This window comes from Algisphaera agarilytica, from assembly GCF_014207595.1.
GTDB classification, from domain to species: Bacteria; Planctomycetota; Phycisphaerae; order Phycisphaerales; family Phycisphaeraceae; genus Algisphaera; species Algisphaera agarilytica.
The window spans coordinates 2936497-2963201 of the sequence record NZ_JACHGY010000001.1 but is presented as its reverse complement, the minus strand read 5'-3'; the positions used below and the strand labels follow the sequence as shown (position 1 = coordinate 2963201).

General features: G+C 62.2%; 28 protein-coding genes. 9 read left to right on the top strand and 19 right to left on the bottom strand.

The window, feature by feature from the left end:
- Positions 1 to 76: 76 nt before the first annotated feature.
- Positions 77 to 715, bottom strand: coding sequence for a hypothetical protein (locus HNQ40_RS12765; RefSeq protein WP_184678210.1), 639 nt, complete (start codon positions 713 to 715; stop codon positions 77 to 79).
- A 629-nt stretch (positions 716 to 1344) separates the two neighbouring features.
- Between HNQ40_RS12765 and mutT the strand changes: the two genes are divergently transcribed.
- The gene (gene mutT / locus HNQ40_RS12760; protein WP_184678209.1) at positions 1345 to 1776 is read left to right on the top strand and encodes an 8-oxo-dGTP diphosphatase MutT; all 432 of its coding nucleotides are present in this window, start codon (positions 1345 to 1347) and stop codon (positions 1774 to 1776) included.
- 66 nt (positions 1777 to 1842) lie between these two features.
- Here the strand turns inward: mutT and HNQ40_RS12755 are convergent, their stop codons facing one another.
- From HNQ40_RS12755 to HNQ40_RS18530, 4 genes are all read right to left on the bottom strand, one after another.
- Complete coding sequence (locus HNQ40_RS12755; RefSeq protein ID WP_184678208.1) at positions 1843 to 2109, bottom strand: sigma factor-like helix-turn-helix DNA-binding protein; 267 nt, start codon at positions 2107 to 2109, stop codon at positions 1843 to 1845.
- 217 nt (positions 2110 to 2326) lie between these two features.
- Entirely contained in the window at positions 2327 to 2839 is a 513-nt protein-coding gene (locus HNQ40_RS12750) for a flavodoxin (RefSeq protein ID WP_184678207.1), read from the bottom strand.
- A 184-nt stretch (positions 2840 to 3023) separates the two neighbouring features.
- Complete coding sequence (locus tag HNQ40_RS12745) at positions 3024 to 3359, bottom strand: HPF/RaiA family ribosome-associated protein (RefSeq protein WP_184678206.1); 336 nt, start codon at positions 3357 to 3359, stop codon at positions 3024 to 3026.
- A 144-nt stretch (positions 3360 to 3503) separates the two neighbouring features.
- Positions 3504 to 3638 carry a hypothetical protein gene (locus tag HNQ40_RS18530; protein ID WP_261356884.1) on the bottom strand — a complete coding sequence of 45 codons (135 nt, stop codon included), beginning with the start codon at positions 3636 to 3638 and terminating at the stop codon, positions 3504 to 3506.
- On the opposite strand from HNQ40_RS18530, the gene HNQ40_RS12740 reads away from it, so the two are divergent.
- From HNQ40_RS12740 to HNQ40_RS12730, 3 genes are all read left to right on the top strand, one after another.
- Positions 3637 to 4554, top strand: a complete 918-nt coding sequence (locus HNQ40_RS12740; protein WP_184678205.1) for an ATP-binding response regulator — start codon at positions 3637 to 3639, stop codon at positions 4552 to 4554. The genes HNQ40_RS18530 and HNQ40_RS12740 overlap by 2 nt on opposite strands.
- A 156-nt stretch (positions 4555 to 4710) precedes the next feature.
- Entirely contained in the window at positions 4711 to 6219 is a 1509-nt protein-coding gene (locus tag HNQ40_RS12735; protein WP_184678204.1) for a glycoside hydrolase family 130 protein, read from the top strand.
- A 22-nt stretch (positions 6220 to 6241) separates the two neighbouring features.
- Positions 6242 to 6865 (top strand): hypothetical protein, encoded by a 624-nt coding sequence (locus HNQ40_RS12730; protein ID WP_184678203.1) that lies wholly within the window; start codon positions 6242 to 6244, stop codon positions 6863 to 6865.
- 27 nt (positions 6866 to 6892) lie between these two features.
- Here the strand turns inward: HNQ40_RS12730 and HNQ40_RS12725 are convergent, their stop codons facing one another.
- The 6 genes from HNQ40_RS12725 to HNQ40_RS12700 all read right to left on the bottom strand — a co-directional run bounded on the left by HNQ40_RS12725 (position 6893) and on the right by HNQ40_RS12700 (position 14168).
- Positions 6893 to 8263, bottom strand: a complete 1371-nt coding sequence (locus HNQ40_RS12725) for an MATE family efflux transporter (RefSeq protein WP_184678202.1) — start codon at positions 8261 to 8263, stop codon at positions 6893 to 6895.
- 285 nt (positions 8264 to 8548) lie between these two features.
- On the bottom strand, positions 8549 to 9562 hold the full coding sequence (locus HNQ40_RS12720; RefSeq protein WP_184678201.1) for a hypothetical protein: 1014 nt from the start codon (positions 9560 to 9562) through the stop codon (positions 8549 to 8551).
- A complete protein-coding gene (locus HNQ40_RS12715) occupies positions 9562 to 10842 on the bottom strand; it encodes a hypothetical protein (protein WP_184678200.1) in 1281 nt (426 codons plus the stop codon). The genes HNQ40_RS12720 and HNQ40_RS12715 overlap by 1 nt, the downstream gene beginning before the upstream one ends.
- 95 nt (positions 10843 to 10937) lie before the next feature.
- Positions 10938 to 13505: a replication restart helicase PriA gene (priA, locus tag HNQ40_RS12710; RefSeq protein ID WP_184678199.1), complete on the bottom strand. Its 2568-nt coding sequence runs from the start codon at positions 13503 to 13505 to the stop codon at positions 10938 to 10940.
- 54 nt (positions 13506 to 13559) lie between these two features.
- Positions 13560 to 13829, bottom strand: coding sequence for a hypothetical protein (locus HNQ40_RS12705; RefSeq protein ID WP_184678198.1), 270 nt, complete (start codon positions 13827 to 13829; stop codon positions 13560 to 13562).
- 30 nt (positions 13830 to 13859) lie between these two features.
- Positions 13860 to 14168, bottom strand: coding sequence for a hypothetical protein (locus tag HNQ40_RS12700; protein WP_184678197.1), 309 nt, complete (start codon positions 14166 to 14168; stop codon positions 13860 to 13862).
- A 125-nt stretch (positions 14169 to 14293) separates the two neighbouring features.
- On the opposite strand from HNQ40_RS12700, the gene mutS reads away from it, so the two are divergent.
- From mutS to HNQ40_RS12685, 3 genes are all read left to right on the top strand, one after another.
- Positions 14294 to 17116 (top strand): DNA mismatch repair protein MutS, encoded by a 2823-nt coding sequence (gene mutS / locus HNQ40_RS12695; protein WP_184678196.1) that lies wholly within the window; start codon positions 14294 to 14296, stop codon positions 17114 to 17116.
- Positions 17117 to 17196: 80 nt separating this feature from the next.
- Positions 17197 to 17646: a molybdenum cofactor biosynthesis protein MoaE gene (locus HNQ40_RS12690; protein ID WP_184678195.1), complete on the top strand. Its 450-nt coding sequence runs from the start codon at positions 17197 to 17199 to the stop codon at positions 17644 to 17646.
- Positions 17647 to 17680: 34 nt separating this feature from the next.
- A complete protein-coding gene (locus HNQ40_RS12685) occupies positions 17681 to 18265 on the top strand; it encodes a class II aldolase/adducin family protein (RefSeq protein WP_184678194.1) in 585 nt (194 codons plus the stop codon).
- Here HNQ40_RS12685 and HNQ40_RS12680 read toward each other — a convergent pair.
- The 8 genes from HNQ40_RS12680 to HNQ40_RS12645 all read right to left on the bottom strand — a co-directional run bounded on the left by HNQ40_RS12680 (position 18262) and on the right by HNQ40_RS12645 (position 25457).
- Positions 18262 to 19185: a hypothetical protein gene (locus HNQ40_RS12680; protein WP_184678193.1), complete on the bottom strand. Its 924-nt coding sequence runs from the start codon at positions 19183 to 19185 to the stop codon at positions 18262 to 18264. The two genes, HNQ40_RS12685 and HNQ40_RS12680, sit on opposite strands and share 4 nt — an antisense overlap.
- A 29-nt stretch (positions 19186 to 19214) precedes the next feature.
- Complete coding sequence (locus HNQ40_RS12675) at positions 19215 to 19766, bottom strand: NuoI/complex I 23 kDa subunit family protein (RefSeq protein ID WP_184678192.1); 552 nt, start codon at positions 19764 to 19766, stop codon at positions 19215 to 19217.
- A gap of 50 nt (positions 19767 to 19816) precedes the next feature.
- Entirely contained in the window at positions 19817 to 20680 is an 864-nt protein-coding gene (locus tag HNQ40_RS12670) for a PrsW family glutamic-type intramembrane protease (RefSeq protein ID WP_184678191.1), read from the bottom strand.
- 6 nt (positions 20681 to 20686) lie between these two features.
- Positions 20687 to 21169, bottom strand: a complete 483-nt coding sequence (locus HNQ40_RS18645) for a YbjQ family protein (protein ID WP_184678190.1) — start codon at positions 21167 to 21169, stop codon at positions 20687 to 20689.
- Positions 21170 to 21171: 2 nt separating this feature from the next.
- On the bottom strand, positions 21172 to 21525 hold the full coding sequence (locus HNQ40_RS12660) for a YbjQ family protein (protein ID WP_184678189.1): 354 nt from the start codon (positions 21523 to 21525) through the stop codon (positions 21172 to 21174).
- Between the two features lie 151 nt (positions 21526 to 21676).
- Complete coding sequence (locus HNQ40_RS12655; RefSeq protein ID WP_184678188.1) at positions 21677 to 23233, bottom strand: TrkH family potassium uptake protein; 1557 nt, start codon at positions 23231 to 23233, stop codon at positions 21677 to 21679.
- Positions 23234 to 23304: 71 nt separating this feature from the next.
- Positions 23305 to 24678 (bottom strand): Trk system potassium transporter TrkA, encoded by a 1374-nt coding sequence (gene trkA / locus HNQ40_RS12650; RefSeq protein WP_315852777.1) that lies wholly within the window; start codon positions 24676 to 24678, stop codon positions 23305 to 23307.
- A gap of 92 nt (positions 24679 to 24770) precedes the next feature.
- Positions 24771 to 25457, bottom strand: coding sequence for a tetratricopeptide repeat protein (locus HNQ40_RS12645; RefSeq protein ID WP_221435523.1), 687 nt, complete (start codon positions 25455 to 25457; stop codon positions 24771 to 24773).
- Positions 25458 to 25658: 201 nt separating this feature from the next.
- Between HNQ40_RS12645 and HNQ40_RS12640 the strand changes: the two genes are divergently transcribed.
- Together HNQ40_RS12640 and HNQ40_RS12635 are read left to right on the top strand one after the other, a co-directional pair.
- Positions 25659 to 26081: a hypothetical protein gene (locus HNQ40_RS12640; protein ID WP_184678185.1), complete on the top strand. Its 423-nt coding sequence runs from the start codon at positions 25659 to 25661 to the stop codon at positions 26079 to 26081.
- Positions 26082 to 26194: 113 nt separating this feature from the next.
- On the top strand, positions 26195 to 26647 hold the full coding sequence (locus tag HNQ40_RS12635) for a hypothetical protein (protein ID WP_184678184.1): 453 nt from the start codon (positions 26195 to 26197) through the stop codon (positions 26645 to 26647).
- The last annotated feature ends 58 nt before the right edge of the window (positions 26648 to 26705 follow it).

Sequence of the window (26705 nt, the reverse complement as noted above, 5' to 3'; positions counted from 1 at the left end):
GCCGTCAACCCCGGTGCCGCCGCCCACATCCGCCCAGCCGTTCGTCAATCCCCCCCTTCAGCACGATCCCACACCATCATGCCGCGAAGACGAGCGGTTCTACCTCGGTGTGGGAGCTGGTAATGCTGGCCAGATCCCAGAGGTGCTGGGTATGGCGGTCGAGCCGGCCCTCATGGATATCAAACCAGCGAAACAGCTCGCTCATCCGAACCGCACCCCGGAAGCGGGCTTCAGACCCGAGCAGGCTCAGAATGAAGGCGCTGGTCATCGCTCGATCCGCGAGGCTACGATCCGACGGCGAGGAAAAAAGGCCGTCACAGTCCTGCAGCTCCGCCAACGCGGCGTACCCCCGGTCCAGAGCCGCTAAGAGCTCATCGTCCGCCGTGGCCGGGTGGTCTGCCGCAACCCGCTCCAGCCCCGCCAACACCGCCGCGGTCACCAACGGATCACGGTCGTGCTCGCTGTCGGCGGCAAAGCCGCCTTCGGGGCCCTGGCTGACCAGTAGGCGATCTACGAGCTGTCGTGAGAGCTGGGTTGGGCCGTAAGTCAGTTCGACCAGCCGCCGCAGGGCCAGCGCCATGGGGGCGACGGGGCTTTGGCCCAAGCGGAGCCGGAGCGACAGCGGGATTTCCATGCCGTTGTCCGCCAAATCCCGCAGGATTCGGTCGTAATCGCGTGTTTCCAGGGTGCGTTCAATCAGGCTGACACTAAGCATGGCGAACTCCAAATAAGGGTCTTGTTCGTATATTAGAGTATCCGAACAGAAACCTAAGTCAAGCGATTTGATCTGATTTTGTTCGGATAATTTTGACCGCCCAATCGATCGCTCTGGCTCAATCAAGACATCGGCCGACGCCACTTGGAGTTGTAGACCCAATGGCGAATCACCAAGGTTAATAACTCGTGCAAAACTAGTGGATTAAATGTCGCAGACAGAGCGAGCGTTCGACCGCGCTGCCTGGCGCCCAACACGGGTTCGCCCTGTCCATTCGTTTTCAAAATCAGCGAGAAGATCGCAAATCGCCTTGGAAACAGGCAAAAAAAAACCTCCGCCACAGGGCTCCGAACCTGTGAGCAGAGGCGCGCCACGGCATTTCAAAGGGGGTATTCCTTCAGCCGAAACCCTATCCTATCGACCCGGTTCCCGACCTGTCAACGGTTGGTGGCAGCGATTTCAATATTAATATAAAACATTTACAAACATGAGATTACCGAGAAGATCACGAACTCCTGAGGCGTCGCCACCCCAAAAGCGAGCCGGTCTCGGTGAATCGCTCTCTTCCGCAGACATAGTCTGATCCATCGTCAACCCAAACACCCAGTTCATGTGATTCGACCCGTATGATGAACCAGAAATCCACCCCCCTTTCCGTTGATGTTGCCATCGGTATTACTTGTCGACGCCACCCCGAAACACGCGCTTACCAAGTGCTGATTTCCCGCCGCGCAAAGAACGGCGTGCTTGGCGGGTTGTGGGAGTTCCCCGGGGGAAAACTGGAGGCCGGTGAGTCGGCACAACAGTGCGCCGTCCGTGAATTGCGTGAAGAACTCGGCATTGAAGTGAAGCCCACCACGCCGTTATCACCCATCGCGCATCAGTACGAACACGCTCATGTGACGCTTCATCCGTTCTACTGTGAATTGATCTCCGGGGAACCCACCGCCATCGAAGTCGACGACTGGGCGTGGGTAGAGGTGAAGGAGTTAGACGAGTACCCGTTTCCGCCGGCGAATGCGGCGTTGCTGGAGCAAGTCCAGGTTGATCTTCGGGGATGATGCCATCCTGAGTCGCGAGATGATGCGCTACGGGACGGGCTTCGACTCATGAAACCCGAGTGCCGTTCAAACCACCGCAGAATGCGGCGAGAGGAGCCAGTTGGCGACGTAGGCCTGGGCGTCGCGTTGCTGGTCGTTACGGGTCAGGACATGGGCGACCGCTTCGCGGAAGCGATCGAGGATGTCGGTGACTCGGCGTAACGAAACATCCAGCACCACCCCGATCTCGGCGGGGGTCAGTTCGTCGGCGAAAAACATCAGCACGACGTAACGCTCGATACGTTCCAACGCATTCAAACACTTCTTCACACAAGCCGCTTCCGTGCTGCTCATAGTCGCTCCAGGTTGTTTCCCCTATCAGATGGATGTGCAGGCCGACGGATAAAAACCGTTCGAGATACAAAGTTATCGGAAAAGAGCACCCGGATATCTATAAAAAACAGCCGACTGCGAGAGTCGGCTGTGGGTGACGTGGTGTTTTGTGTTGAGCGTCGGCCTTTGATCGACAGCTAAACGCTCGGCAGATCGGTGGAATGCGAAGCGCTTGGGGTTACACGCCCAGTTCGCTCTTGAGCTGCTCAGCCCAGTCCTTCACGCGTTGCTCGGTCAGCTCGGGCTGGCAGTCGTCGTCGAGCGCCAGGCCGCAGAACTGGCCATCGATGACGCCCTTGGACTCTTCGAAGTCGTGGGTTTCGGTCGAGGTGAAGCCGATTTTGCCCTCTGCGCCGCGTTCGAGCATCTTGGTGTAGACCATGCCGATGGCGTCTTGGTAGGTGTCGGGGTAGCCGCCCTGGTCGCCCATGCCGAACATGGCGATCTTGGTGCCAGCCAGGTCCACGTCGTCGAGCTCGTCGTAGACGTCCTGCCAGTCGTACTGGATCTCGCCGACGTCCCAGGTGGGGATGCCGCAGATGATGAAGTCGTAGCCCGACAGGCCCTCGGCACCGACCTGAGCGATGTCGTCGTAGGTTTCGAAGAAGTCATCACCAAACTCGTCGCGGATCAACTCGGCGGCGGCTTCGGTCTTTCCGGTACAGGTTCCGTAGAGCAGAGCGGCTTTCATCAGGCGGGGTCTCGGTCTTGGGGTAAGGGGACGTCACAGCCGTGTGCGCCACAGTGCACAGGGTGTGGGGGGAAAGTTTAGGCAACTGGCGGAGAATTTGCACCCCGGCGGGGCCCGGAGCCAAAAAATAGCCCCGGGGCACGCCCGGGGCAGGAGGGAGAAAGCAAAATGGGTCGGAACCGGATCAGGCCATGCTGGTCCGGGTTCGCATCTGGACGTCGCGTTTGCGGTTGATGCATCGGCGGACCGTGCGTTTCATGCGTCCAGCGGCCTTGTCGATGGCCTCGAAGTAATCCGGTGAGTCCTGCTCGACCATGACGCTGTCGCCGTTCTTGAGGATGGCTTCGATCGCACAGTGGATGGTGGTCCCGTGCTTCGGGCCGTGGTCGTCGGTGAGCCTGAGCATCAGCGATGCGATGCGGGACTCGAAGCGGTCGAGCGAGGCGTGGAGTCGATCACGGGCGTGCTGATCGACGCTTTCGCTCATCTGAAAGTTAACCGCGCGGACATGGATTTTCATACGCTACTCCTGGAGAGAAAGGGAAAAGGAGGGTGTAGCAGGGCACATTCCATTATGCGATTCGCACAGACCGGTTCCAAGAACATTCCATCCCCGATCGTGCTTTTTCTTGCCCCGGCCGATAAACAGGGCATTCAAGGCGGGTTAAGCCCCGCATTTTTTATCCACAACAACACCCGCAACACCCAACTCGGCAAATCTGTGGACGCCCAGCAGCCGATAAAGCACAATAAGTCTCCTGTTCTGCTCCTCCTGTTCGTTGGTGTGAGATTCAAACATGTCCAGCATCCTGGTCATCAGTCCCGACACACCGAAGCGCCAACAGCTACACGATCTGTTGTCCGGGCACGACGAGTGGAAAACCGAGTTGTGCAGTTCGATCGCCCAGGGCCTGGACCTTTTGGCGTCGGGCACGTTCGAGATGGTGATCGCCAACCTGAAGCTTGTCGCTGAAGACCAGGCGGCCAACCTAGCGGCGTTGATGTCCGGCGACGCGTATCGCCCGGTGTTGCTGACCGGCGACGACGGCCGGGTCGATCAGGTCGTGGCGGGTCTTCAGGCCGGGGCCGCGGGGTTCATCCACAGCAACCGGCTGGAAAACGAACTGGTCGACCACATCACCCGGGTCCTCAACGCGGCCAGCCGCAACAAAACCCAGGCCCGCCTGCTCAAATGCATGACCGCCAGCACCAGCACGTTTGAGCTGGAAAACGATCCCTGCCTGCTGCCCGCCCTGCTGGTGCGTTTCCAGGCCAGCGTGGCGATGTTCGGCATCTGCGACGAGGCCGACCGCACCCGGATCGGCATGGCGCTCGAAGAAGCGCTGTCCAACGCCCTGTACCACGGCAACCTCGAAGTCTCCTCGGAGCTGCGTAAGGAAAGCCTGGACCGGTACTACGACACCGCCGCCGACCGACGCGAGCAATCGCCCTACCGCGAACGGCGGATCCACGTCACCGAGACCCTGACCCACGAGTCGGCCACGTTCATCATCCGTGACGAGGGCCCGGGCTTCGACACGTCCAAGGTCAACGCCGAGCCCGACCCCGACGACCTCGAGGCCGTGTCCGGCCGGGGCCTGATGCTCATGCAGGCGTTTATGGACGAGGTGATCTACAACGACCAGGGGAACCAGGTCACCCTCATCAAACGCAAGTCCGGCGACGATGACGAGGGGCTCACCCTCGCGGCGTGACCGATCCACGCTTCGTCGGCCGACAACGTCCGATCATGTCGCAGAAAAGCGCTTGATCTGAAGACCACGCTCACCGCTATACGATAAAACCCAGACGGTAGAATCCTTTGTGGATTCCCGAGCCTGCTATCGATCGCCACTCTCGGAAGCCCCGCCATGCCCAACGGCAGCCCGATCCACGTCACCCGCAAAGACCAGAAGTTCAGCGCCGACGACAAACGCGTCATCGCCCGCTATTTCCAGGTCGGCGGGGAGCAGCGTGCAAAGAACGTTCTCAACCGCGTGGCCGGCCTCAGCGACGCCGAGGTCCACGAGCTGCTCGACCAGGTCATCGGCGACTTCGGGCCCCGCCACCGCAAGATCGAGAACACCTTCGACCGTCACTTCGGCTACATCAAACACTACGTCGACGATCCGGATGCCCTCTCACTCGAACGCAAGCTGCTCATCGGGTCGTACTTCACCATGGAGTACGCCATCGAGTCGGCGGCGCTGTTCAACCCGTCGATCGTCCCACACCCCGACCAGTCCGACCTGAAGCCCGGCGAGCTGCGGTTCATCATGTCGCTGCGTGCCACGGGCGAAGGCCACGTCTCGTCCATCGTGTTCCGCACCGGCGTGGTCGACGGCAACGGCGAGATCACCTTCGCCCCGATGTCCAAGTACGCCGCCAAGATGCGCGTCAACCAGGACCGGCAGTACGAGAAGAAACTCTTCTTCCTCAAGCTCATCGAGATGGCTGCGTACACCGACGCCGCCCGCGCGGTGCTCGACGAGATGCCCGACTGGTTCACCTACCAGGAGCTCGACCACAAGATCGCCGAGATCAAGGCCCGCCCCGAGCACCCCCGGCCGTTCAACGAGACCGCCGAGAACATGCTCTGGCTGGCGCGGTCCAACTACCGCCTGAAGGTCCCCGACGAAGCAGACCCCTCGGAGATCGTGATCTTCCCGACCTCCGAAAACGAGTCGCGCGGCATCGAAGACGTCCGCCTCACCCACTTTACCGACGAAGACGGCACCGTCACCTACTTCGGCACCTACACCGCCTACAACGGCTTCCGCATCCTGCCCCAGCTGTTCGAGACCGCCGACTTCCACAACATCGAGATCCACACGCTCAACGGCCGGTACGTCCAGAACAAGGGCATGGCCTTGTTCCCCCGCAAGATCAACGGCTTCTACCACATGATCTCCCGCCTCGACGGCGAGAACATGTTCATCATGCAGTCCGACAACGTGCACTTCTGGAACGAGTGCCAGAAGCTCGCCGCCCCGCTGTACCCCTGGGAGTTCGTGCAGATCGGCAACTGCGGCCCGCCGATCGAAACCGAGCACGGCTGGCTGCTGCTGACCCACGGCGTCGGCCCGGTCCGGCAGTACTGCATCGGGGCGTGCCTCCTCGACCTCGACGACCCGTCCAAGGTCATCGGCCACCTCGACCAGCCGCTCATCATCCCCAACCAGGACGAGCGCGACGGCTACGTGCCCAACGTCGTCTACACCTGCGGCGCCCTGGCCCACGCCGGTCACCTCGTGATCCCCTACGCCATGAGCGACAGCGCGACCACCTTCGCCACCGTGAAGATGGACGAGCTGATGCACGAGCTCACCAACAACTCCAAGTCCTGCCCGATCCCCGATCGGCGGGTCAACGCGCGGTAATCATCATCGCAAAGGCTAAGTCATGGACTTCTCTGCGCCGTTTGAACGACTCCTGTTCGATTCCGCGTCGGAGGACTTACCCCTTCTCGAACCTTTGGGGCTGAGGCAAGGGGTCGCGTGCTTCGAGTCCGATTTTTCCGACGGATGTCCTGAGTCCTTATCTCACGATATTGCTTTCCTCAAAGGCCTGGGCTTAACTGAATGTGCCTACGGTACAGCGGCCTGCAAGGTTTATCCATTTGTCTGCTCGCCACGGACTGAGCTTCGCACTGCTAGAAATTATCTTGAGGCGATAAGAGCAAAAGACTTCAAAAGCGACCACATCAAGTCTTTAGACCAAACGCACATCCCTTTTCCGGGCTACCACCCCGATACGAACAACGACGAAATCCACTCTGACCCTTCGGAGCAAAACCTGTTTACCCACGGTGATGAACCCGACGAAACCACACGTGCACATGAGTCTTTGAAAATGTACGTCAGAGAGCAACATCTCTGGTACATACTTCTTCACATGGCACCGAAGCCGCACGACGAGTTTATGTTCAGTGAGTACGTATTACTTCTGGCTGTAGGTCGTTCTAAATCGACTAATACCGTGATTGGGGTGGTTAGCCATCAGGTCTGCCACAACCTCTGCGACTGATCGCAACTTCATCTACCCAAAAACGATTCAACGGGCATCAGGCTGCATCAACCGCCGCAGCTTCACCGTGCTCACCACGCCGCGGAACACCTCGTCCAGCGCCGCGGCGGCCAGGGCGCCCCAGAACCCCCACTGCATCACCCTCAGCACGGTATAGCCGAAGCCCAGCGTGATCGCCTGGGAGATCAGTAGCAGGTAGATGAAAAACAGCAGGACGCCGACGCTGCGCAGGCTCGATCCGGTCACCGTGTTGATCATGCGGGCGGCCACCACGCCCACGACCGCGGTGCCGATCCAGAACGGTGAGCCGATCTGCCGAACCTCGTCGATCTCGATAAACCAGCCGAACACCCAGCTCGGCCACACCATCAGCAGCAAAACGCCGGGGATCAGGCTCATCAGGCACAGCCGCAGGTTGTGGTAGTGCCACATCGAGATCCGGCGGGGCTGCTGCCCACCGTGGGCCCGGCCGATCATCGCGTTGTTGGCCACCGTGAAGCCCCGCACCGCCAGCATCAGCAGGCCCTGCAGCTTCATCGAGACGTGGAACAACGCCAGGTGCACCGCGCCGAACGGGGCGAGCCAGATGGTGATGATGAAGATCCCCACAAACCACAGCAGCCACTCGACCGTCGTCGAGATGCCCAGCCGGAGGATCGTCGCGACGGTCTGTGCAAACAGCTTCGGGCTACGCGGCAGGCTCAGGCCCAGCGGCCGGCGCAACCACCACATCGCTGCCGCGAGGTACACCGTCGAAGTCGCCACCGCCAACACGCTGGCCAAGGCCGCCCCGCGTGCGCCCATGGCGGGGGCTCCGAACTTGCCGAAGATCAGCATGTAGTCGCCCACGAGATTGACCACGACCATGATCAGCGACGACACCAGCACCTGGCGGGTCCGCGTGTACGCCCCGAAGACCGCCGCCGCCATCGCCCCCAGCGGGGCCAGCCAAAGCCCCCAAACGAACAGCTCGGAGTACTCTAAGGCGATCCGGTGGACCGCGGCCTCCAGCTCCATGCTCCCGAACACCGGGCTCAGCAAGGATCGGCTCACCACAAACAACAACGCCCCCAGCAGCACCCCGAAGATCAGCCCGTGCACCGACACCCGCCCCGCCAACACGCGGTCCTGTTCACCCAGCCGGATTGAAACGCAGGTGCTCAGCCCGAACGAGAGCGACCCGCCGATGATGTAAAACAGCGTCATAAACGTGCTGGCCACACCGACGGCAGCCAACGCATCGGTCGAGACCTGGCCGACCATGATGAAGTCGATGTTGGTCAGCAGCGTCTGCGACAACGCCGACAGCATCACCGGCCATGCGATCACCAGGATCTTGCGGTTGACCTTCTGCGAGCCCAGGGCCCGCGGCGGAGGAGAGGGAAACAAACGAGACATCGCGGCGGGTTATAGCAGGTTGAACTTCCGAATCAAACCCACCAAGCTAGTCCACGCCGCCACATTGAGTAATTTGCCCAGCAGTTACCACTACTCATCATTAAATAAACGTATCGAGCCCGCGTGATCAATTCGCAGGAGCCGTCGTGTCTGAAGCTCTATCGCCCTCAGACACTTCTGGATTCGGGTCGGGAACAAACCCGCCCACATCGTTCCCGGTGCAACCGGGCAGGAACGACAAACCAAGCATCACAAACAATACAAAACATATACCACACAGCGATTTCATAAAGCAGCCTCCTTTATTTGCGCGGAATCAAATTTGATTGCAACAGCGCTACCGGGACGAACCAGATCCTGGCGGTCAACGGACAGAGTCAGATACATCGACTCAATCAAATTCGAGTAAGCATCATTCAATACACGAAAGTCTTCACGAAGTCGCGCCGAGGCAGATTTGTAATCCTGCCATTCCCGGTAGTTCCGGGTATTTAAGAACTCATCGAATCGCTCGATGAGCTGACGCGTAACAATCAAATGGTTCTCACCATCATTTGGCAAAGCACCGGCCTGAATCGGCGACTGCCGCACCAAAGCGGCACTGAGATCATATGAATTGAAGAACGTGGACTCCACCGCTCTAGCCATCCCATGCATCGAACCGGCGTCAACAAAATGACGCTGCATCTGCAAGTAGTATTCGTGGGTCTTGGGCCCATCATAATTGCCTATACCAAAACGCGCCGACCGCGCACTTTTCGATTCCGCGTATTCCGAGGGTTCCTCCGATCCGTGACGAATCAGCCACTCTTCGGCCTGCCGGTAAGCCAAGGCGTAAAACAATATCTTCTGTCCAACGTTCGAAAAATCTTCGAGCAGCTTGACTTTTTCACCATAGTGCGCTTGCACCGCAGAACGTACAGCGGATCGCTCCTCGGCAGATTCCATTAAGTGATTGACGACAAAAGCACCTAGAACGACCGTGAAAAACGATCCAACCAAAGCCGCCATCACTTCGGGGGACAACAGAAAATTCGAATCAATGGGCATATTCAGAACTCTCTGTAGATATCCTCGTGCAATCGTGTACAAGAGGATGCCTAAGAGAATCACAAGCACCGTTAATGATGAAAACAGCCTTGCTTTTTCAGGCCGTAACCGCGAGTAAGCGTAATACGGAACCAACAACCCGATCAAAACAACACCAGCCACACCAACCAAATCCCATGGCGACACCCCCACCGGAACACTTGCCCCTCCTTCTTCCACCAATTTGACAAGCACCGGCTGATCGAGCATCAATCAACACCCCCAACGATCACATCAAGCTCCGCTTCATCGACAATTGGAACGATCTTCCGAGCCATGTCCCGATTCAAGGCGTAGATCAACTGGTCTCTAAACTCGGGGCCATCGATCTCAACCTTTTCATCGAAACTGAAATCCGGGTGCCGCCCGAGTGGATCGACGAGGTAGACTTTGTGCAAAGCCAGGCGGAACGGTCGATCTACTTCTTTGTCACCCGAAGTGATGGATCGCCATGCCTTTTTAGTTCCCCCCCACACCTTCTTCCCCACCCCCTTGACCTGATCCAAGGTATCGGGGTTTGCATCCAACTCCCCGTTGTTCTCCCACAGCTGGCGTCCAATGACGATGGAGTCAATCAGGTTTTCGATTCGGTATAGCTGAATCTCGGTCGATTCGGATGACGGGATAGCGACAAACTCCGCCGCATAGACCAGCATCGCATGGCCAAATATTCCACCACCATGCCCCTCGGGTTTCGGGCGCATCATCCCCACAATCACCGGCTCACCCGCTGCCAGAGACGAGAGAATGGCCTCCGCCCCCATAAAATGATCAAGATATCGCTGGGCCTGAAGAAGCCCATACCCCCAAAGTTCTTCGCTCTGCGCACCCTTCAGGTTCAGAGAGTTCACCGTTAAGTAAGCAATCTCTCGGTCGTAACCTTGAAGCTTAGGGTTAAGCGCACGGACAATCTCATACACATTGCCGTTGTTCTGCCCCTGCTCAAAATCAATTGCGTCTTCCCCACGAACTTCCGAGAGAATTGTTTCGACGTCACGCGTTTCGCCATCTTCGTAGCTTTCCAACATCCGCACGGTTGAGATCCAACACAAATCAAATCTCACTTGGAACAAGGCATCATCTGCACTAAATTCCGAACACTCGATAAAAAAAACACCCTCCGATTCATCGATGGCAGTCAGCCGGCCCTTCCCTGCCACAGGCATCACGCCCTCTACCAGCGCGGCTGACAGTAATACCTGCTCGGCATCTTCCATGCCATCGGTCGGACTCAGCGTCTCGCCTTTTGCTGTTGAATCCCCCTCGACATCATCGGACTCTAACGGGACGACCGGCACCGGAGGGTTGATATCGATCGGAGACAAGGCCCGACCATCGCCAGCCAACAGAATATTGCAAAAATCATTAAAGACAGTCTGCGGATTCGCCTCCTGAGTGGAGGTCGAGCATCCGGCCGCTGCAATCAAGATGGCACCACACACCGCACACCACATGTATGCACCCACATCGATCCTCCGGAAAACACTCATTATTAAGCCCCTGGATTAAGTAACACTAGTACGCAATACGCAGAATATACCAAATCAAATATTGAAGACAAACGCTCTATCAAGCTTCATTGTTGTTACAGAAGCGCTACCGGATCAACATCGATCGCGGTGTGGGTGTCGCTGATGAGTTGGCCGGCATTGCGTAGTGCGGTGAGGAGCTTTTGGATCGACGTCGCGCCTTGGGGGGGCGAAGCAATCAGTTCGATGTGTTGGCGGTGGTGGTCGGCGAGGCGGGCGATGGGGCAGACGCTGGGGCCGCGGAGGCGGACGCCGAGGTTAAGCTGATCGTTGGCTTGGTGCAGGACCTGGGCGAGTTGGTGGGCGCGTTTTTTGTTGGCCAGGTCGGCGGTGTCGCGGAGGACGATGCGGGCCATGCGGCCGACGGGGGGCAGGCCGGTCTCGGTCCGGGTCTTGAGTTCCTGCGTGGCGAAGGTGACGTAGTCGTGCTGGGCGGCGAGCTGGATGGCGGGGTCGTCGGGGTTGAAGGACTGGACGATCACGCTGCCGCGGTGCTCGCCCCGGCCCGCACGCCCGGCGACCTGGGCGATGAGTTGGAAGGTGCGCTCGCTGGCGCGGAAGTCGGGGAAGTTCAGCGAGGTGTCGGCCGAGACGACGCCGACGAGGCGGACGTTGGCGACGTCCAGGCCCTTGGCGATCATCTGGGTGCCGAGCAGGATGTCGGTGTCGCCACGGGCGAAGGCGTCGAGCGTGGTCTGGTAGTCCTTGGCGGTGCGCATGGCGTCGGCGTCCATGCGGGCGAGGCGGGCCTCGGGGAACTTGCGGACGAGTTCTTCTTCGACACGCTGCGTGCCCAGGCCGAACACGGTGAGCTTGTGCCCGGACTCGGGGCAGATCTGCGGCAGGAGCTGCTCGGCCCCGCAGTGGTGGCAGCGCACCACGCCGCCGGTGGGCAGCGCGGCGTTGCGGTGGTAGACCATCGTGACGTCGCAGTGGTTGCAGCGCATCATCCAGCCGCAGCGGTGGTCGGGGCAGGCGATGTAGTTGGCGTAGCCCCGGCGGTTGAGCAGCAGGATCGCCTGGCCCCCGGCGTCGAGGTTGTTGCGCAGCGCGTTCTCCAGGCGGTGCGACAAGAGGTGGATGCCCTTACGCTGCTGCCGTTCCTGAGCGAGGTCGACGATCTCGACCTTAGGCAGCACGGCTCCCGGGACGCGGTCGGGGAGTTCGATGAGGTGGAATTTGGGTGTTGGGGGCTTGGATGTTGGGGGCTTGGTCTCCGCACCCGCCGTTTTTTCTTTTCCTAAGCCCCTAACCTCCAAGCCCCCAATCCCCGCGTTATACGCACTCTCCAACGACGGCGTCGCGCTGCCCAGCACCACCGGACATCCCGAGAGCTGGGCCCGCTTGATCGCTACGTCCCGGGCGTGGTACCGGGGGAGCTGGTCCTGCTTGTAGGACGACTCGTGCTCTTCGTCGACGATGATCAGGCCGACGCGGGGGAGCGGGGCGAAGATGGCCGAGCGTGCGCCGACGACGACGCGGGCTTTGCCGTCGCGGATGCGTTGCCACTGGGCGTGGCGCTGCGCGGCGGTGAGGCCCGAGTGGAGCACGGCCACTTCGCCATCGGGGAAACGGGCGAGGAAGCGGCCCACCGTTTGCGGGGTCAGCGCGATCTCGGGCACCAGGACGATGACGCCAGGGGGAGGGGATTTCGGATTTTGGATTTCGGATTTCGGAGGGGACGCAGGCGACGGCGTTACGTTGGCTTGGTCCGAAGCCGGGTCTTCTTCCGAATTCCGAAATCCGAAGTCCGAAGTCAACAACGCCGCGATGGCCCTTAGGTAAACCTCGGTCTTGCCCGAGCCGGTGATGCCGTGCAGGACGTGGACGCTGAAGCCGCTGGGGAGCGCGGCCCCGAGGCGGTCGACGGCGGTGGCCTGGGCGGGGGTGAGCTGCGGCGGCGACTGGTCGGCTTTGGGAGCGGCTCGCTGGGCACGCAGGTCGAGGTCCGAGACGATGCGTTCGTGCTGACGCGTTTCGAGCAGGCCCTTGTCCAGGAGCTGCTTGATGGGCGAGGTCGACTTGGCCCCGGCGAGGTCGGCCAGGTCCTTGGGGTCGATCCAGCCTTCGCTTGCTTGATGGGTTAGGGCGGCGTCGAGGACGGCACGTTGGAGTATGGTGAGTTTGGGGGGAGCGGGATCCGGGCCTTCGCTTGGCTCAGCCCTCGGCTTGGATTTGGGGGTGAGAGCACGGACTTGGGTGCGTTGTTGGGCGCCCGTGCCGCGTTTGACGGCGGCGGGGAGGAGGCTGGCGAACGTCATGCCCAGGGGGCAGCAGTAGTACCCGGCGATCCACTTGGCCAAGGCCACCAGGTCCGGCGGCAGGGACGCGGCGGACCGCTCCCGGCTTTGGATCGGCTTGATGCGTTTGATCTTGGTGTCGGGCGTCTCGACCAGGCCTACGACGATCCCGCCGGTCGGCTTGTTGCCCCGGCCCAGCGGCACCGTCACCCGATCGCCCACCGCCAAGTCCGCCAACTCCGGCGGCACGGCATAGGTAAACCCGCCGTCAGCGCTGTCGATGCTGCGTTCGAGCGACACCAACGCATAACCCACCGCCTCGGACGGCGGAGCGCCGGACGGATCGTCGTTGAACAGCTTGTTCTCGGATGGGCGGGGCGACACCCCGGGAGTGTAACGGACCTTGGCGAAGAGGCCGAGGGGGTGAAGCGGTGGCGCTTAGTCGGAGTCGAACAGGCTCGTAAGCGGCTCAGCGGGCCGCGGGGCGGGCGTGTCCGACGGCGTGTGCGATCCGGATTCCGCATACAGCGACACCACCGGCGGGTCCGCCGGCTCGGCGGCTTGAAGCGTGGGCGTCTGCGCCTCGGCCGGGGGCGGCGTCGAGGCGGTGCCCAGCAGCGCGGTCAACCCCAAGCCCAACACCAGAGCGATCCCCAATGCGCCGGCCCACGGCGATACCGCCTCGGTTTCGTTTCGTTGATCGGTCATGCCGGGCTCTCCTAAGGCAACAGGGCCTGGTTAATCCTGAAAGACCCAGGCGTGGTCTTGATTGGCCGAACCCTCGACACCCCAGGCGCGGCTTCGGTTTTGGGTCTGCTCGTCCGCCTGAGCCTCGGCGATGCGGATCTGAGTCGCTCCCGCGGCCTCGGCCTGGGAGAATTCGCCCCCCACCCAGCTGGCGACCACCATCACGATGGCCGCGGCGATCGTGCCGCTCAGCAGGTGCCCCTTCAGGCCGACCCCGCGGCGAGACGAATCTGTGGCCTCCCACTGGATTCCTTCTTCGGGTTCGGTGGCGATAGCGTCCAATTCATAACGTTTAAGCATGGCTGTCCCCTGATACAGACAATGGTTGAATTCCTGACCTTGTTCAGACCATTCAATTCATCCCGGGCCCGGGCAAGCCCTCGGCAATCGATAACCCCCGGCGGACCCGCTAAAGTGGTGGCTTCATGCCCGCCTCGACCGACTCCAAACCGCAGAATCCACCCAAGCCGAACAAGCCGATGGCCAAGAAGTCCGACCCGACCGACACCCCGGCCATGCGGCAGTTCAAGCAGTTCAAAGAGCAGCACCCCGGCTGCGTGCTGTTTTTCCGGATGGGCGACTTCTACGAGATGTTCTTCGACGACGCGGAGCTGGCCCACCGCGTGCTCGGCGTCACGCTGACCCAACGGACCGCGGGCGTGCCCATGGCGGGCGTGCCGTACCACAGCGTCGAGGGCTACCTCCGAAGGATGGTCCAGGCGGGCTACCGCGTGGCGATCTGCGATCAGGTCGAAGAGGCCTCGCAGGCCAAGGGCGTGGTGAAGCGCGACGTCACCCGCGTCGTCACCCCCGGGACGCTGACCGACGAATCGCTGCTGAACGACGAGCAGGTCAACCCCTGCGCCTCGGTGGTGTTTCATGGAGACGACACCGCGTCGATCGCCTGGGCTGAGCTGAGCACCGGGGCGTTCCAGCTCGTCACCGTCGCTGCGGCCGAGGTCGGCGACGAGCTGGCACGCATCAACCCCAGCGAACTCCTGTACTGCGAGACGGCCGATGGCGCCGCCCCACCGCGCATCGCCGAGCTGCCGCTGGACTGCCCCCGCACCGGCCGCCCAGGCTGGCAGTTCCGTATGGGCGAGGCCGTGGACGCGCTGCGTAAGCAGTACCGTGTCGCCACGCTCGGCGGCTTCGGTCTTCAGGACGACGACCCCGCCCTCGCCGCCGCGGGCGGGCTGCTCGCCTACCTCCTCGAAACCCAGCGCAACGACGACGGCGTCCTGGCCCACCTGCGCCCGCCCAAAACCTTCGCCCGCACCCAACACCTCATCGTCGACCAGGCCTCACTCGCCAGCCTCGAGGTCGAGCAGACCCTGCGGGCGACCGACACCGACGGCTCGCTGCTGGCCGTGCTGCGGCGCGGCGGGAGCTCGGGCGGCTGCGTCACCGCGATGGGCAAGCGTCGGCTGCGCGATTGGCTTTGCTACCCCCTGGCCGACCGGGCCGCGATCGAAGACCGGCAGCGCGTGGTGCAGGCGTTGGTCGATGACTCGCGTTTTGCGGATGAGCTGGCCGGGGCGCTCGACGGCGTCCACGACGTGCCACGCATCATCGCCCGGCTCGCGGTGGGGCGTGCGTTGCCGCGGGACCTGGTGGCGCTGGGTAAGAGTGCCGGGCAAGCCGAGGCGTTGGAGAACGTGTTGGCCGAGCGGCCGTCCGTTGCGCCGTATCACCAGCGGTTGGCTGAGCTACTGAGCGTGCTGGTGGACCTGGCCGACCGCATCCAATCGGCCTGCAAAGATGAAGGCATCCCCGCCCACCTCCGCGACGGCGGCCTCTTCCGCGACGGCCACGACAAACAACTCGACGAGTACCGCACCCTCCAACGCGACTCCAACGTCTGGCTGGCCAACTACCAGAAAGACCTCATCGAAGAGACCGGCGTCTCCTCGCTCAAGGTCGGATACAACAAAGTCTTTGGCTACTACATCGAGCTTTCGGCCATCAACAGCCAGAAGATAAAAGACGACGACCAGCGTTTCGCCCTATGGACCCGCAAACAGACGCTCAAGAACGCCGAGCGATTCATCACCCCGCAGCTCAAGGAGTTCGAGGGCAAGGTGCTGAGTGCCGAGGGCCGGGCGATTGCGCGGGAGCAGCACCTGTTTGCCGAGCTGTGCGGCGTGTGTGAGAAGCAGATCGACACGCTGCACGCCTTCGCCGACACCGCCGCCGACCTGGACGTGCTGCTTTGCTTCGGCCGACGCGCCGCCCGTCACCGCTACGTGAAGCCCACGCTCACCGACGAGCCCGGCCTGAACGTCGTCGGCGGACGCCACCCCGTACTCGACGAACTGCTGGGCGATCGGTATGTGCCCAACGACGTGTCGTTGGGAGTGATGAGTGACGAGTTAACAGTGATGAGTGAGGAATCCAAAGACTCGTCACTCGTCACTCGTCACTCATCACTGCCGCAAAGCGGCCCGTCCCTGGCCCTGATCACCGGGCCGAACATGGCGGGCAAGTCGACCTACATCCGCATGACGGCACTCATCGCACTCTTGGCCCACACAGGAAGCTTCGTGCCCGCTAAGTCGGCGACCGTGGGGCTGTGCGATCGGATCTTCACGCGGGTTGGGGCCCACGACGAGCTGCACGCCGGGCGGTCGACCTTTATGGTCGAGATGACCGAGACTGCCAACATCTGCCACCACGCCACGGACCGCAGCCTCGTGATCCTCGACGAGATCGGCCGGGGCACCTCGACGCTCGACGGGCTGAGCCTCGCCTGGGCGATCGCCGAACACCTCGCGGACGTAGGTTGCCGGTGTTTGTTTGCGACGCACTACCACGAGCTGACCACGCTGGCCGACCCGGCCGTGGGCGGCGAGCGGGCGGCGCGGATCGCCAACCTCAACGTCAGCGTCCGCGAGTGGAACGACGAGATCGTGTTCCTGCACCGGATCGTCGCCGGGGCGACCGACCGCAGCTACGGCATCCACGTCGCCAAGATCGCGGGCCTGCCCGACGGCGTGGTCGACCGCGCGCACCAACTGCTAGGTGAGTTGGCGGTGAACCACGAAGGCATGGCCCCGAAAGCCGCCCCGTCGCCGTCGAAGCCGAAAGCGAAGCCCTCGCCCGTCGTGGACATGCCGCTCTTCGCCCAAGCCCCCGAGCACCCGGTTGTCGACGAACTACGAAAGCTCGACCTCAACCAGTTGTCGCCGATGCAGGCGTTTGACCTGCTTCGTGAGATGCACGACCAAGCCAAGAACGATTCCCCGTAGGTCAGGTCTTCGACCTGACGCAGAGTTTGTCACCGCCCGTGTCAGGTCGAAGACCTGACCTACGCATCAGCGCCCTCCTCGTGAACAAGACCACCCCCCTCATCCTCACCGGCCTCGAAACTGATCCCGTCGCGGCCATCGACCTGCCCACCGACGCGGCGTGCGGGGGCGAGTGCGTCTTCCTCGGCCGAACCCGCGGCGAAACCCACCCCGACCACGGCGAACTTCTCCGCCTCGACTACGAAGCCTACGCCCCCATGGTCGAAAAACTCCTCGACCAGCTCGCCCGGGGCATTGCCGAGTCGCACGGCTGCCACGCCGTCCGCATCGTCCACGCCACCGGCCCCGTCGCCATCGGCGAGGCGAGCGTGGTCATCCAGACCCTCACCGGCCACCGGGCCGAGGCCTTCGCCGCGTGCCGGGAGGCGATCGATCGGCTCAAGGCCGAGCTGCCGATCTGGAAACGCGAAATATGGCAGAATGGTCAGACCTTCGTCGAAGGCTCGCCCGTCTCCGCCCCGCCGACCTGACTCCGGATCACGCCTCGCCTGGACCGTACCCGCCATGGATGAAGCCGAGCTGCGTCAAAAAGTCTGCCACGCCGCGCACCAGCTCTGGATGCGTGGCCTGATCGCCGGGGCCGACGGCCTGGTCGCGCTCGAGCTCCACCGCCGCCGCTACATCGTCACCCCGCCGGGCCGACGCCGGATCAACCTGCACCCCGAAGACCTGATCTGCGTGGACATGGAAGGCGAAGACCTCCAGCGCGACGCCAAGCTCACCTCCGAAGAGTGGGCGCCGCACCGCGTGGTCTTCCAGCACACTATGAACGCCCTGCCCGAGGACGTCGCCAAGGGCACCAACCGCGAGGTCAAGGCCACCGTGCTCGGCACCCCGCCCAAACTCACCGCCCTCCTGGCCCTCGAGCCCGGCACCACGTCGCTGCGCATCCACGCCCACCCCCCGATCCCCGTGCTCTGGCCCGACGACGCCACCGCCCTCCGCACCGCGATCACCAAACACCCCCTGGTCGCCATCCAGGGCCTGGGCCTCCTCGCCTCCGGCCCCACCCTCGGCCAAACCCTCTCCAGCCTCGAACACGCCGAGCAAGCCGCCGAGATCGAAGCGACGCTGCGGTTGCTGCGTTAATAACTCGGAGTTGGCTCCGGAACCCTGGTCAAAGCTAATTCTGCCTGCCATTCTTCACGGCGCATCACTTCCCAATCACCGGTCACTCGCCCGACAAGTATTTCTTGGTTTCTACCATCTGGGTTGTGTATCGCCGACCAAATGATCATTGGATTTTCTTGGCCCGCAGCCACTGCGGCCGAAAAATCGGCTTGGTCCCGAATACCCACCGCATATGAGCTACCTTTCACTTCAGGACTCAGCCTGAGTTCTTCGTACTCGTTCAAAGATCTTGGTCGGTAAAAGCTCGGGCTATCCGCAGAATCAGGAAACGCGATAGTACCCTCGGAGATCAACCAACCTACAGATGAAGGAAGGGAGTTGGGGTGCTCAACTAAAAAATCTCGAGTTGCAGAAAGCACAGAATCGGCAAACTCAAGGCGTTCGGCATGAATCCTTTGATGCCTAGATTCGACGATATTCGGATCAGTTTTCCCAGATTCTTCACGAGTAAAAATGTAAAGTTCTTCCGCCTTACGGTCATTAGCTAAGTGATACACAAACAACACATCATCATGCCGCTTCAAAACGACTTGCCTTAACACTTGATTGTCGGCCGTGAGTACCAAACAACCCAAAGCGGTGAATTCGTAGTTGGCTTTCTCGAGATGACGGCCAGAACTTAACAATTCGACGTTCTCTTTATCTAAAAACGTCAGCTCATACTGTTTCCAACCAATTACACCACGATGACGTGAATGCCACTTTCCTAAAACTTCATCCGATGACGCTACAAAATCTCCCGGCAATTCGCTGGCGAATTTCGGGGCAGCTTGAATGTCAGGAAAGGCATACGACGTTTCAAAGTCCGGTTCGGAATGGCATGAAATCAACAACCCAACGAACAGCACTGACGTTACAGCAAGCACACTGCTTCTCATTTACACAACCCCCTTCTGATTAGGCTAAATCACATCGGCTTGGTCTCGACCGTCGCGTCGTATACCGCCAGCAGTTTTTCTTTGTCGAAGATCATCTCGTTGCGGGACATGCCCACGACGTCGTAGGTGTAGGTCAGCTCGATCGCGTCGACCGGGCAAGCCTCTTCACACATGCCGCAGAAGATGCAGCGGAGCTCATCCAGGTCGAACTTGATGGGGTACTTCTCGCGGTCGTCCCAGGGGGACTCTTTGCCTTCGATGTGGATGCAGTTGGCCGGGCAGGCGGTAGCGCACATGAAGCAGGCGACGCAGCGGACCCGGCCGTCCTCGTCGCGGTTGAGGCGGTGGACGCCGCGGAAGTTGTCGATGTGCATCCCGCCCTGCTCGACGGGGTGGTCTTCCCGGCGGTCTTCGGGGTACTCCAGGACCTTGTTGGTGCCCTTGCCCGGGCCGCGGATGGACCCGAGCATGTGACGCATCGTGGTGCCGAGGCCCTTGAAGACCTCGGGCAGGTAGAACGACTCGGCCGCGCTCAGCGGCGGGAGGTCAACGTTGATCGTGTCGGCGTCGGTGACGGGCATATCACCATTATAGATTCGTCCCCGAGGTCTGCCGGGGCCCACACCCAAGATTAAAAAATATACCCGCCGACCTCGGCCACGGTCACGGCCGCGTTGTATGCCCCGTGGATCAGGATCGCCAGCACGAGCCACCGCAGCTCCACCGGACCCCGTCGGGGGCGGCGGCGCTCCCCCACCACCGTTTGCCACACCGCCACCGCCCCGATCGCGGCCACCGCGCTGCACCCCACGTGTAGGGCCGTGCACACCACCCATCGCCAAGCGATGAGGTCGGCCCCCGGGTTGGGGAAGTAGATGTTGAGGTAGATAAGGTTTTCAATCACCGCGAACATCAAGCCGCTCCCCACCGCGGCGGCGTAGATCTGCCCACGGCTCCGAAACAGGTACGGACGGACCTCGATGATCAAGGCGATCAGGCCGATCTTCATCACTTCCTCGACCGCCGGCCCGACCACCACGATCGCCAACACCCCGCCGAACGTGGCGATGAAAGCGCCGAGCACCGCCCAAGGCCCGCCCAGGGCCATAATCCCCAGCACGACTCCCCAAGACTTGGCCGCCGAGGTCAGGGCCATCCGATCGACCAGCCACGCGCTGTAACCGGTCCCCTGGGTGTCTGTGGTCGGGGCGAGCAGCAGCTTGTGCCCACACTCCGGGCAAGGCTCGCCCACCTTGGTGCCCCGCAGGTTGTAGCCGCACTGGTCGCAAGACCAGTCACGTGTGATCAGCTCGCCGGGACGCACCCGCATCACCGGTTCATCGAACACATCGTGATGGGCTTGCACCCCCGCGGCGTCGGGCCCCTGACGAGACAGCTTCTGAACCGCGCGGGCCTCAGCGGGATCGGGCGTAAACGGCTGACCGCTGAGGTGCGGTTCGTTTTCGATCCCGGGCTGGTGCTTGGGCTTGGGCAAAGTTTTCTATCCGTTGATCGCGGCGGCTTCGCCTCGGCGTTTCACGGCCGTGCCGTAGGCAAACACCTCGACCTGCATGTTGCCGCCTTGCCGCCCCTTCATCATGGAGATGTTGGAGAACTCCAGGCGGACATTCCAGACCTCGTGCGCCCCGATCTGCTGAGCCGCCTCACGCAACCGCATCAACGCCTCGCGTCGGCCACGCTGCATCAAGCGGTCGGCAGATTTCACCTCACCGCCAACCAGGTTGCGCAGTTTCATCAGGAAGGATTTCCAGTAGTCGGTGGCGATCACGACCTGGCCGCTGACCATGTGGCTGTGGACCACGTTGTCCGGCTTGGTGATGAGCTTACGGTTGTCCAGCGGCACCGGGCACTCGGCTTCACGCTGCTCCAGAGCACGGAAGTGTCGCCGTTCGGCCATGCCTCCGAAGATCAGCCCCACGGGCAGCATGATGATCTGCCAAACAAATTGGATGATCGCGTCCACGCTCAGTAACCCTCCCCGGGAGCGGCGGCCGACGATGGGCTGGCGGACAGCCGGACCGCCGTGCCGTAGGCGTAGAGTTCGGCGGCCCCGGAAGCGACGGCGCTGGTGGTAAAGCGCACGTTAACGACCGCATCAGCGCCGAGTTGCTGGGCCTGGGCCAGCATGCGTTCGATCGCTTCGCGGCGGGCCTCGGTGAGCAGTTCGGTGTAACCCTTGAGTTCACCCCCGACCAAGTTCTTGAAACTCGCGGCGATATCTCGCCCAACGTTCTTGGCCCGGATCGTGTTGCCCTGCACGATGCCGAGCGTCTGCTCGATCTCGTATCCCGGAATCGTTTCGGTATTCACAACTATCATGTTTACTCTCTGAAAGGCGAAGGAGTCCGTCGAACCAACCAGAGCGCATATCTGAGACCACCCTGGACCGGACCAGCATAACGGCTTTGTGTAGCACAGCCGAGAAAATCACCGCGAAGATTTTGTAAAGATGCAGGTTCGCCCGAGCCGATCAGTTGCCCCGCCAGAAGCGCGGCAGCAGCAGGACGGCGACGGCGTAGACCTCGAGTCGGCCGAGCATCATGAGCAGGCTCATCAGGGCGAGCGAGGGGGTGGAGAACCAGCCGTAGTTCTGGGTGGCACCGATGCCGTTGAACCCGGGGCCGATGTTGCCCAAGGTCGAGAGGCTGGCGGTGGCGGCGGTGAGGAAGTCGATCTCGAAGCCGCCGGTGTGGGTCTCGAAGATGCCGATGAGCAGCGCCCCCACCGACACCAGCAGGAGGATGAGCAGGCAGTAGGTCAGGGCCCCGAGTTTCATCTCGTCGTCCACGATGCCGCCGCTGACCCGCAGGGGCCGTACGACCTGCGGCCGAAAGGCCCGCTCCAGCGAGGCCAGGATCACCTTGATCGCGATCCAGAAGCGGATGACCTTGATGCCCCCGGCGGTGGAGCCCGCGCAGCCGCCGATGAACATCAACCCGATCAAGAGCGATCGGCTGAGGAACGGCCAGAGGTCGTAGTCGGCCGTGGTGAAGCCGGTGCCGGTGTGCAGGGCGATCGTCTGGAACCCCGCGAAACGCAGGGCCTGCATGGCCGAGGCGTGCACGGTCTCCCCGGCGGTGGTGATGATGTCGGTGCCCATGATGTTGGCCGCCACCAGCACGATCACGAGCATCTTCAACGTCAGGTACACCCGCAGCTCTTCGTCCTTGTAGACCGCTTTCCATCGGCCGCGCACCAGGAGGAACATCAACCCGAAGTTCACCCCCGCCAGCAGCATGAACACCATCGAGATGATGTCGCAGGCCACCGAGTTGTATGCCCCCATGCTCGCGTCACGCGTCGACAGCCCGCCCGTCGACACGACCGAGAAGCTGTGGCAGACGCTCTCGAACCACGACAGCCCGGCGAGCTTGTACGACGCCACCGCGGCGGCGGTAATGGCCATGTAGATCAGCCAGAGGATGCGGGCGGTTTCTTTGATGCGGGGGCGGACGCCCTGCTGCTGCGGGCCCGGGGCCTCGACGTTGAACAGCCGCTTGCCCCCCACGCCGATCATCGGCAGCACCGCGACGAACAACACGACGATGCCCAGCCCGCCGAGCCAGTGCGTCATCGATCGCCATAGCAGTAGGCTCTTGGGCAGCCCCGGGATGTCGGACACCACCGTCGCCCCGGTGGTGGTCAGCCCGCTCATCGCCTCGAAGTAGCAGGCCACGAACGATTCGAAGACGTGGGCGTCCGCCGCGTTGTCGTTGCTGCGGATCGTCGCCCAGACCCAGAACGGAAGCGCCGCGACCATCGCCCCGATGAACCAGCTCGTGGCGACCAGCAGCAACGCCTCCCGCCGGTTCATCAGCTCGGCCTTGACGCCCCGCCCGGTCATCCAGATGCCCCCGCCGACCACGGCCCCGAGCAGCGCCGAAACGCCCATCGCCTGCACGCCCAACAGCTCCCCCATGCCGCGCCGCGACCAGAGGAACCACTCGATCGCCACGATGACACACATGCCCGCGCTGAGCACGAGCATGAGCAGTCCGAGTTGGCGGAAGACGTTGCGGTAGTTCATGGGCTAGGCAGTAGGCGGCGGGGAGTAGGCAGTGGGGAAGGCATGCGTGCCTGGACACGTGTTGCTGCCGCTCAACCGCCGAAGATTTTTTTCAGCTCTCGACCGCATTCCGACGGGGCGATGACGACGACCATGTCGCCGGGCTTGATGGTGTCGTCCGCTCCGGGGACGAAGACCGTTTCGCCACGGCTGATGGCAGCGATGATCGTCCGGGCGGGGAACTCGACGTCTTTCAGCGGGATGCCGATCACCTTCTTGGCGAGGCTGGGCACGCGGATCTCGTACACATCGGCGATGCCCTCGGCCAAGGGGGCGAGCTGGCGGACGCTCTCGCCGCTGAGCAGGCGCTCAATCTCGTTCACCGCGGTGGAGCGCGGGCTGAACGCGTGGTCCAGCCCGATGTGGCCGATCAGGTGCAGGTAGGTCGGGCGCTGCAGCACCGCGATCGCGCTCTTGGCGCCCATGCTCTTGGCGCGGGCGGCGGCGAGGATGTTGGTTTCTTCATCGTCAGTGCACGCCACGAAGGCATCGACCTGGTCGACGCGCTCGTCGAGCAGGATGTCGGAGTTGATCACGTCGCCGTTGATCAGCGTGACCCACGGCAGCTTCTCGGCGAGTTCCTGAGCGCGGTGCACCCGCTGCACAAACAGCCGGACCGCGAAGTTGCGGTTGCGCAGCTCCCGGCAGAGCCAGACGCCCTGGGTCGAGCCGCCCATGACCATGACCTTCAGCCGGCCGCCCGCCTCGGGCTTGAAGAGCTTGATGGTTTTCTCGAACGTCTTGGATTCGCCGATGAGCGTCACGATGTCGCCGGCCATGACCTTGGTGTCGGCCACGGGGAGGAAGGCGTCGTCGCTGCGCTCCACCGCGGCGACCAGCGTCGAGGCGGGCAGCTTCAGGTCCTTGAGCGCCACGCCCGCCGCCTTGGCGTTCTCCGAAACGGTGATGCTCTGCATCTCGATCGCGCCCTTGGCGAAGTTCTCGACCGCGTGGGAGCCGGGCGAGCGGAGCGTCGCGGCGATGGCCTGGGCCGTGGTGAACTCGGGGCAGACCAGGTGGTCGATGCCCAGGTGGTCGGCGTAGTTGAGGCCCTTTGCTTCGTAATACGCCGAGTGGTGCACCCGGGCGATCGAGCGTTCGCAGCCCACCGCCGTGGCGATCGAGGCCGCCAGCAGGTTGATCTCGTCGATGTTGGTCGCACCGATGAATAGGTCGGCCTTGCTCGTGCCGGCTTCGAGCAGCACGTCCGCCTGGGTGCCGTTGCCCACCAGCGAACGGATATCCATCGCTTCGTCGATCTCGGCGAGTCGCTTGGGGTCCTGATCGATCAGCGTGATGTTGTGCCCGGCGGGCGAGAGCACCTCGGCCGAGTGGCGGCCGACCTCGCCGGCCCCGCAGATGACAATGTTCATAGTCGACGGTTCCAGGAACCTTGAAATCCCCACACCATTTTACGGCAAGTCCATCTCAAACGCAGCAATCGCTTATGTGGACCGAAACGCAAACGTTGGGCAGCAGGCTGTGAAAACCGTTCAGATCAGTCGATCAATTCGGGCTTGGGCGGGGCGTCGGCGATCGTGGGGCCCGGCACGATGCCCAAACCACGCAACCGGTCCTTGACTTCGTCGCTCGTGGAATCGACGTAGTAGCCGTAGCGCAGCGCCTGGATCGCGTTGGGCGTGTCGTTGACCGAGATGTAGAAATCCGCGATCGCCAGGTACGGTGTGGTGTCGCCCTCGGGCGCGAAGTAGGCAGCCTTTTGCAGTGCCGTCTTCTGGCCGTCGGCGTCGCCGAGCAAGCCCATGTACTTGGCCTTACGCAGGAAGTCCACGGACGACTGGTTGTAGTTCTGGATCATGTTGTCCAGGAAGCCGTACAGCGTTTCGTACCGCTCTTGCTGGAAGTACGCCTCGGCCAGCGAGTCGGCGATCCGGGGGGTCCACTCCGGGTCGTCGGGTCGCAGCGCCAGGGCCTGCTCCAGCGGGGTCTGGGCGGGGATGGGCTTATCCAGCTGGAGCATCGTCACGCCGAGGTAGTACTGCGAGCGGTAGTCGCTGGGCTTTTTGTCGACCGCGGCCTGGAAGTGCTCGGCGGCGGTGATGTAGTCCCGCTCGCGGTAGCTGTCGTATCCCAGTTCGCGGTACACGACGTTGTTCTTGCAGCCGGTCAGAGCGACCACGCCCACGAGCCCCAAGGTCAACACAGCGGTTTTGAGTTTCATCATCATCGAGTCCTTCGGGGAACCACGGGAGCGGTAAACATCCGGGCAGCCGTGTCACACGCCAACTTGGGGCGTAGGGCCGACTTCACCAAGCCAAAAGAATAGACCCACCGCCACGCCCCAGCAAGCCATGACGCCCCCGTCCGACATTATCACCCGTTACCACGCGATCCCCGAGCCGACTGGTGTTAGGCTGTGGCCCAGATGCAATGGCCCACCACCCTGCTGCGCCACGACACCCCCGCCGCGATGAACTCCGGGGTCCAGCCGCACTACGACTGGCTCATCCTCGATCCGCAGGCCCACCGAAACCCGGACCTGGGGCTCTGGACCATGCGGACCCCCGCCCACTGGCGCGACTGGCCCAAACTCCAACGCCTCGACCTCACCCCCCTGCCCCGACACCGGCGACGCTACCTGCACTGGGAAGGCCAACTTACCGGCAACCGCGGCCACGTCCACATCGCCGGGCGGGGGCACGTCGTCGCCCACCTGTGGACCCCGGCAAGGATCGAACTGACGCTGCACCCCCACGCCGCCAACCACGCCACCGAAGAACCGATTGCGCTGAGTCTGACCCCCCTCGCGGCGGGCTGGCGTGGCGTGGTGAATTCCCCAGTGCGCTGATTTTTCTCTCGCCGACACCGCCCCGAACCGTCATAATGCATGTCCGATCCGAGTCGCTTTCTCCCGCGACGTTTTGATTCTTTTCTTTTTTCGTTCCGTTCTGGAGTGCCCCGATGTCCGACAAATTCAGTGACGAAGACCTGCTCGCCAACGCCATCCCCATCGATCTCTCCGGCGAGGAGGAAGAAGAACACGCGAAACTCAAAGCCCCCGACGACGGCATCGAACGAAGCGACGACGCCGACCTCACGCCCATCGACCTCGACGAAGGCGGACTCACCGACGACCCGAACCAGAAGTCGATGATCCAGGTGTTCGGCGAGAACACCCGCAAGGCCCACGCCGACCACTGGAACCGCACGCCCAACGCCACCGGCAGCGGCGCGATTCACGTCAAAACCTTCGTCGCCAAGCTCCGCCTCGACGCCATCGACAACCTCGACGAACAGGTCAACAACTGGCTGGACAACCACCCCGAGTACGAGGTCAAGTTCGTCACCACCAGCGTCGGCAAACTCGTCGGGAAGATCAGTGAAGACGCGATCTTCATGAACGTGTGGGTCTAAACCGAGCGTTGGTTTTCGTGTCCCGGATTCGCGACCGGCGGGCCATGCGCAGGTGGTG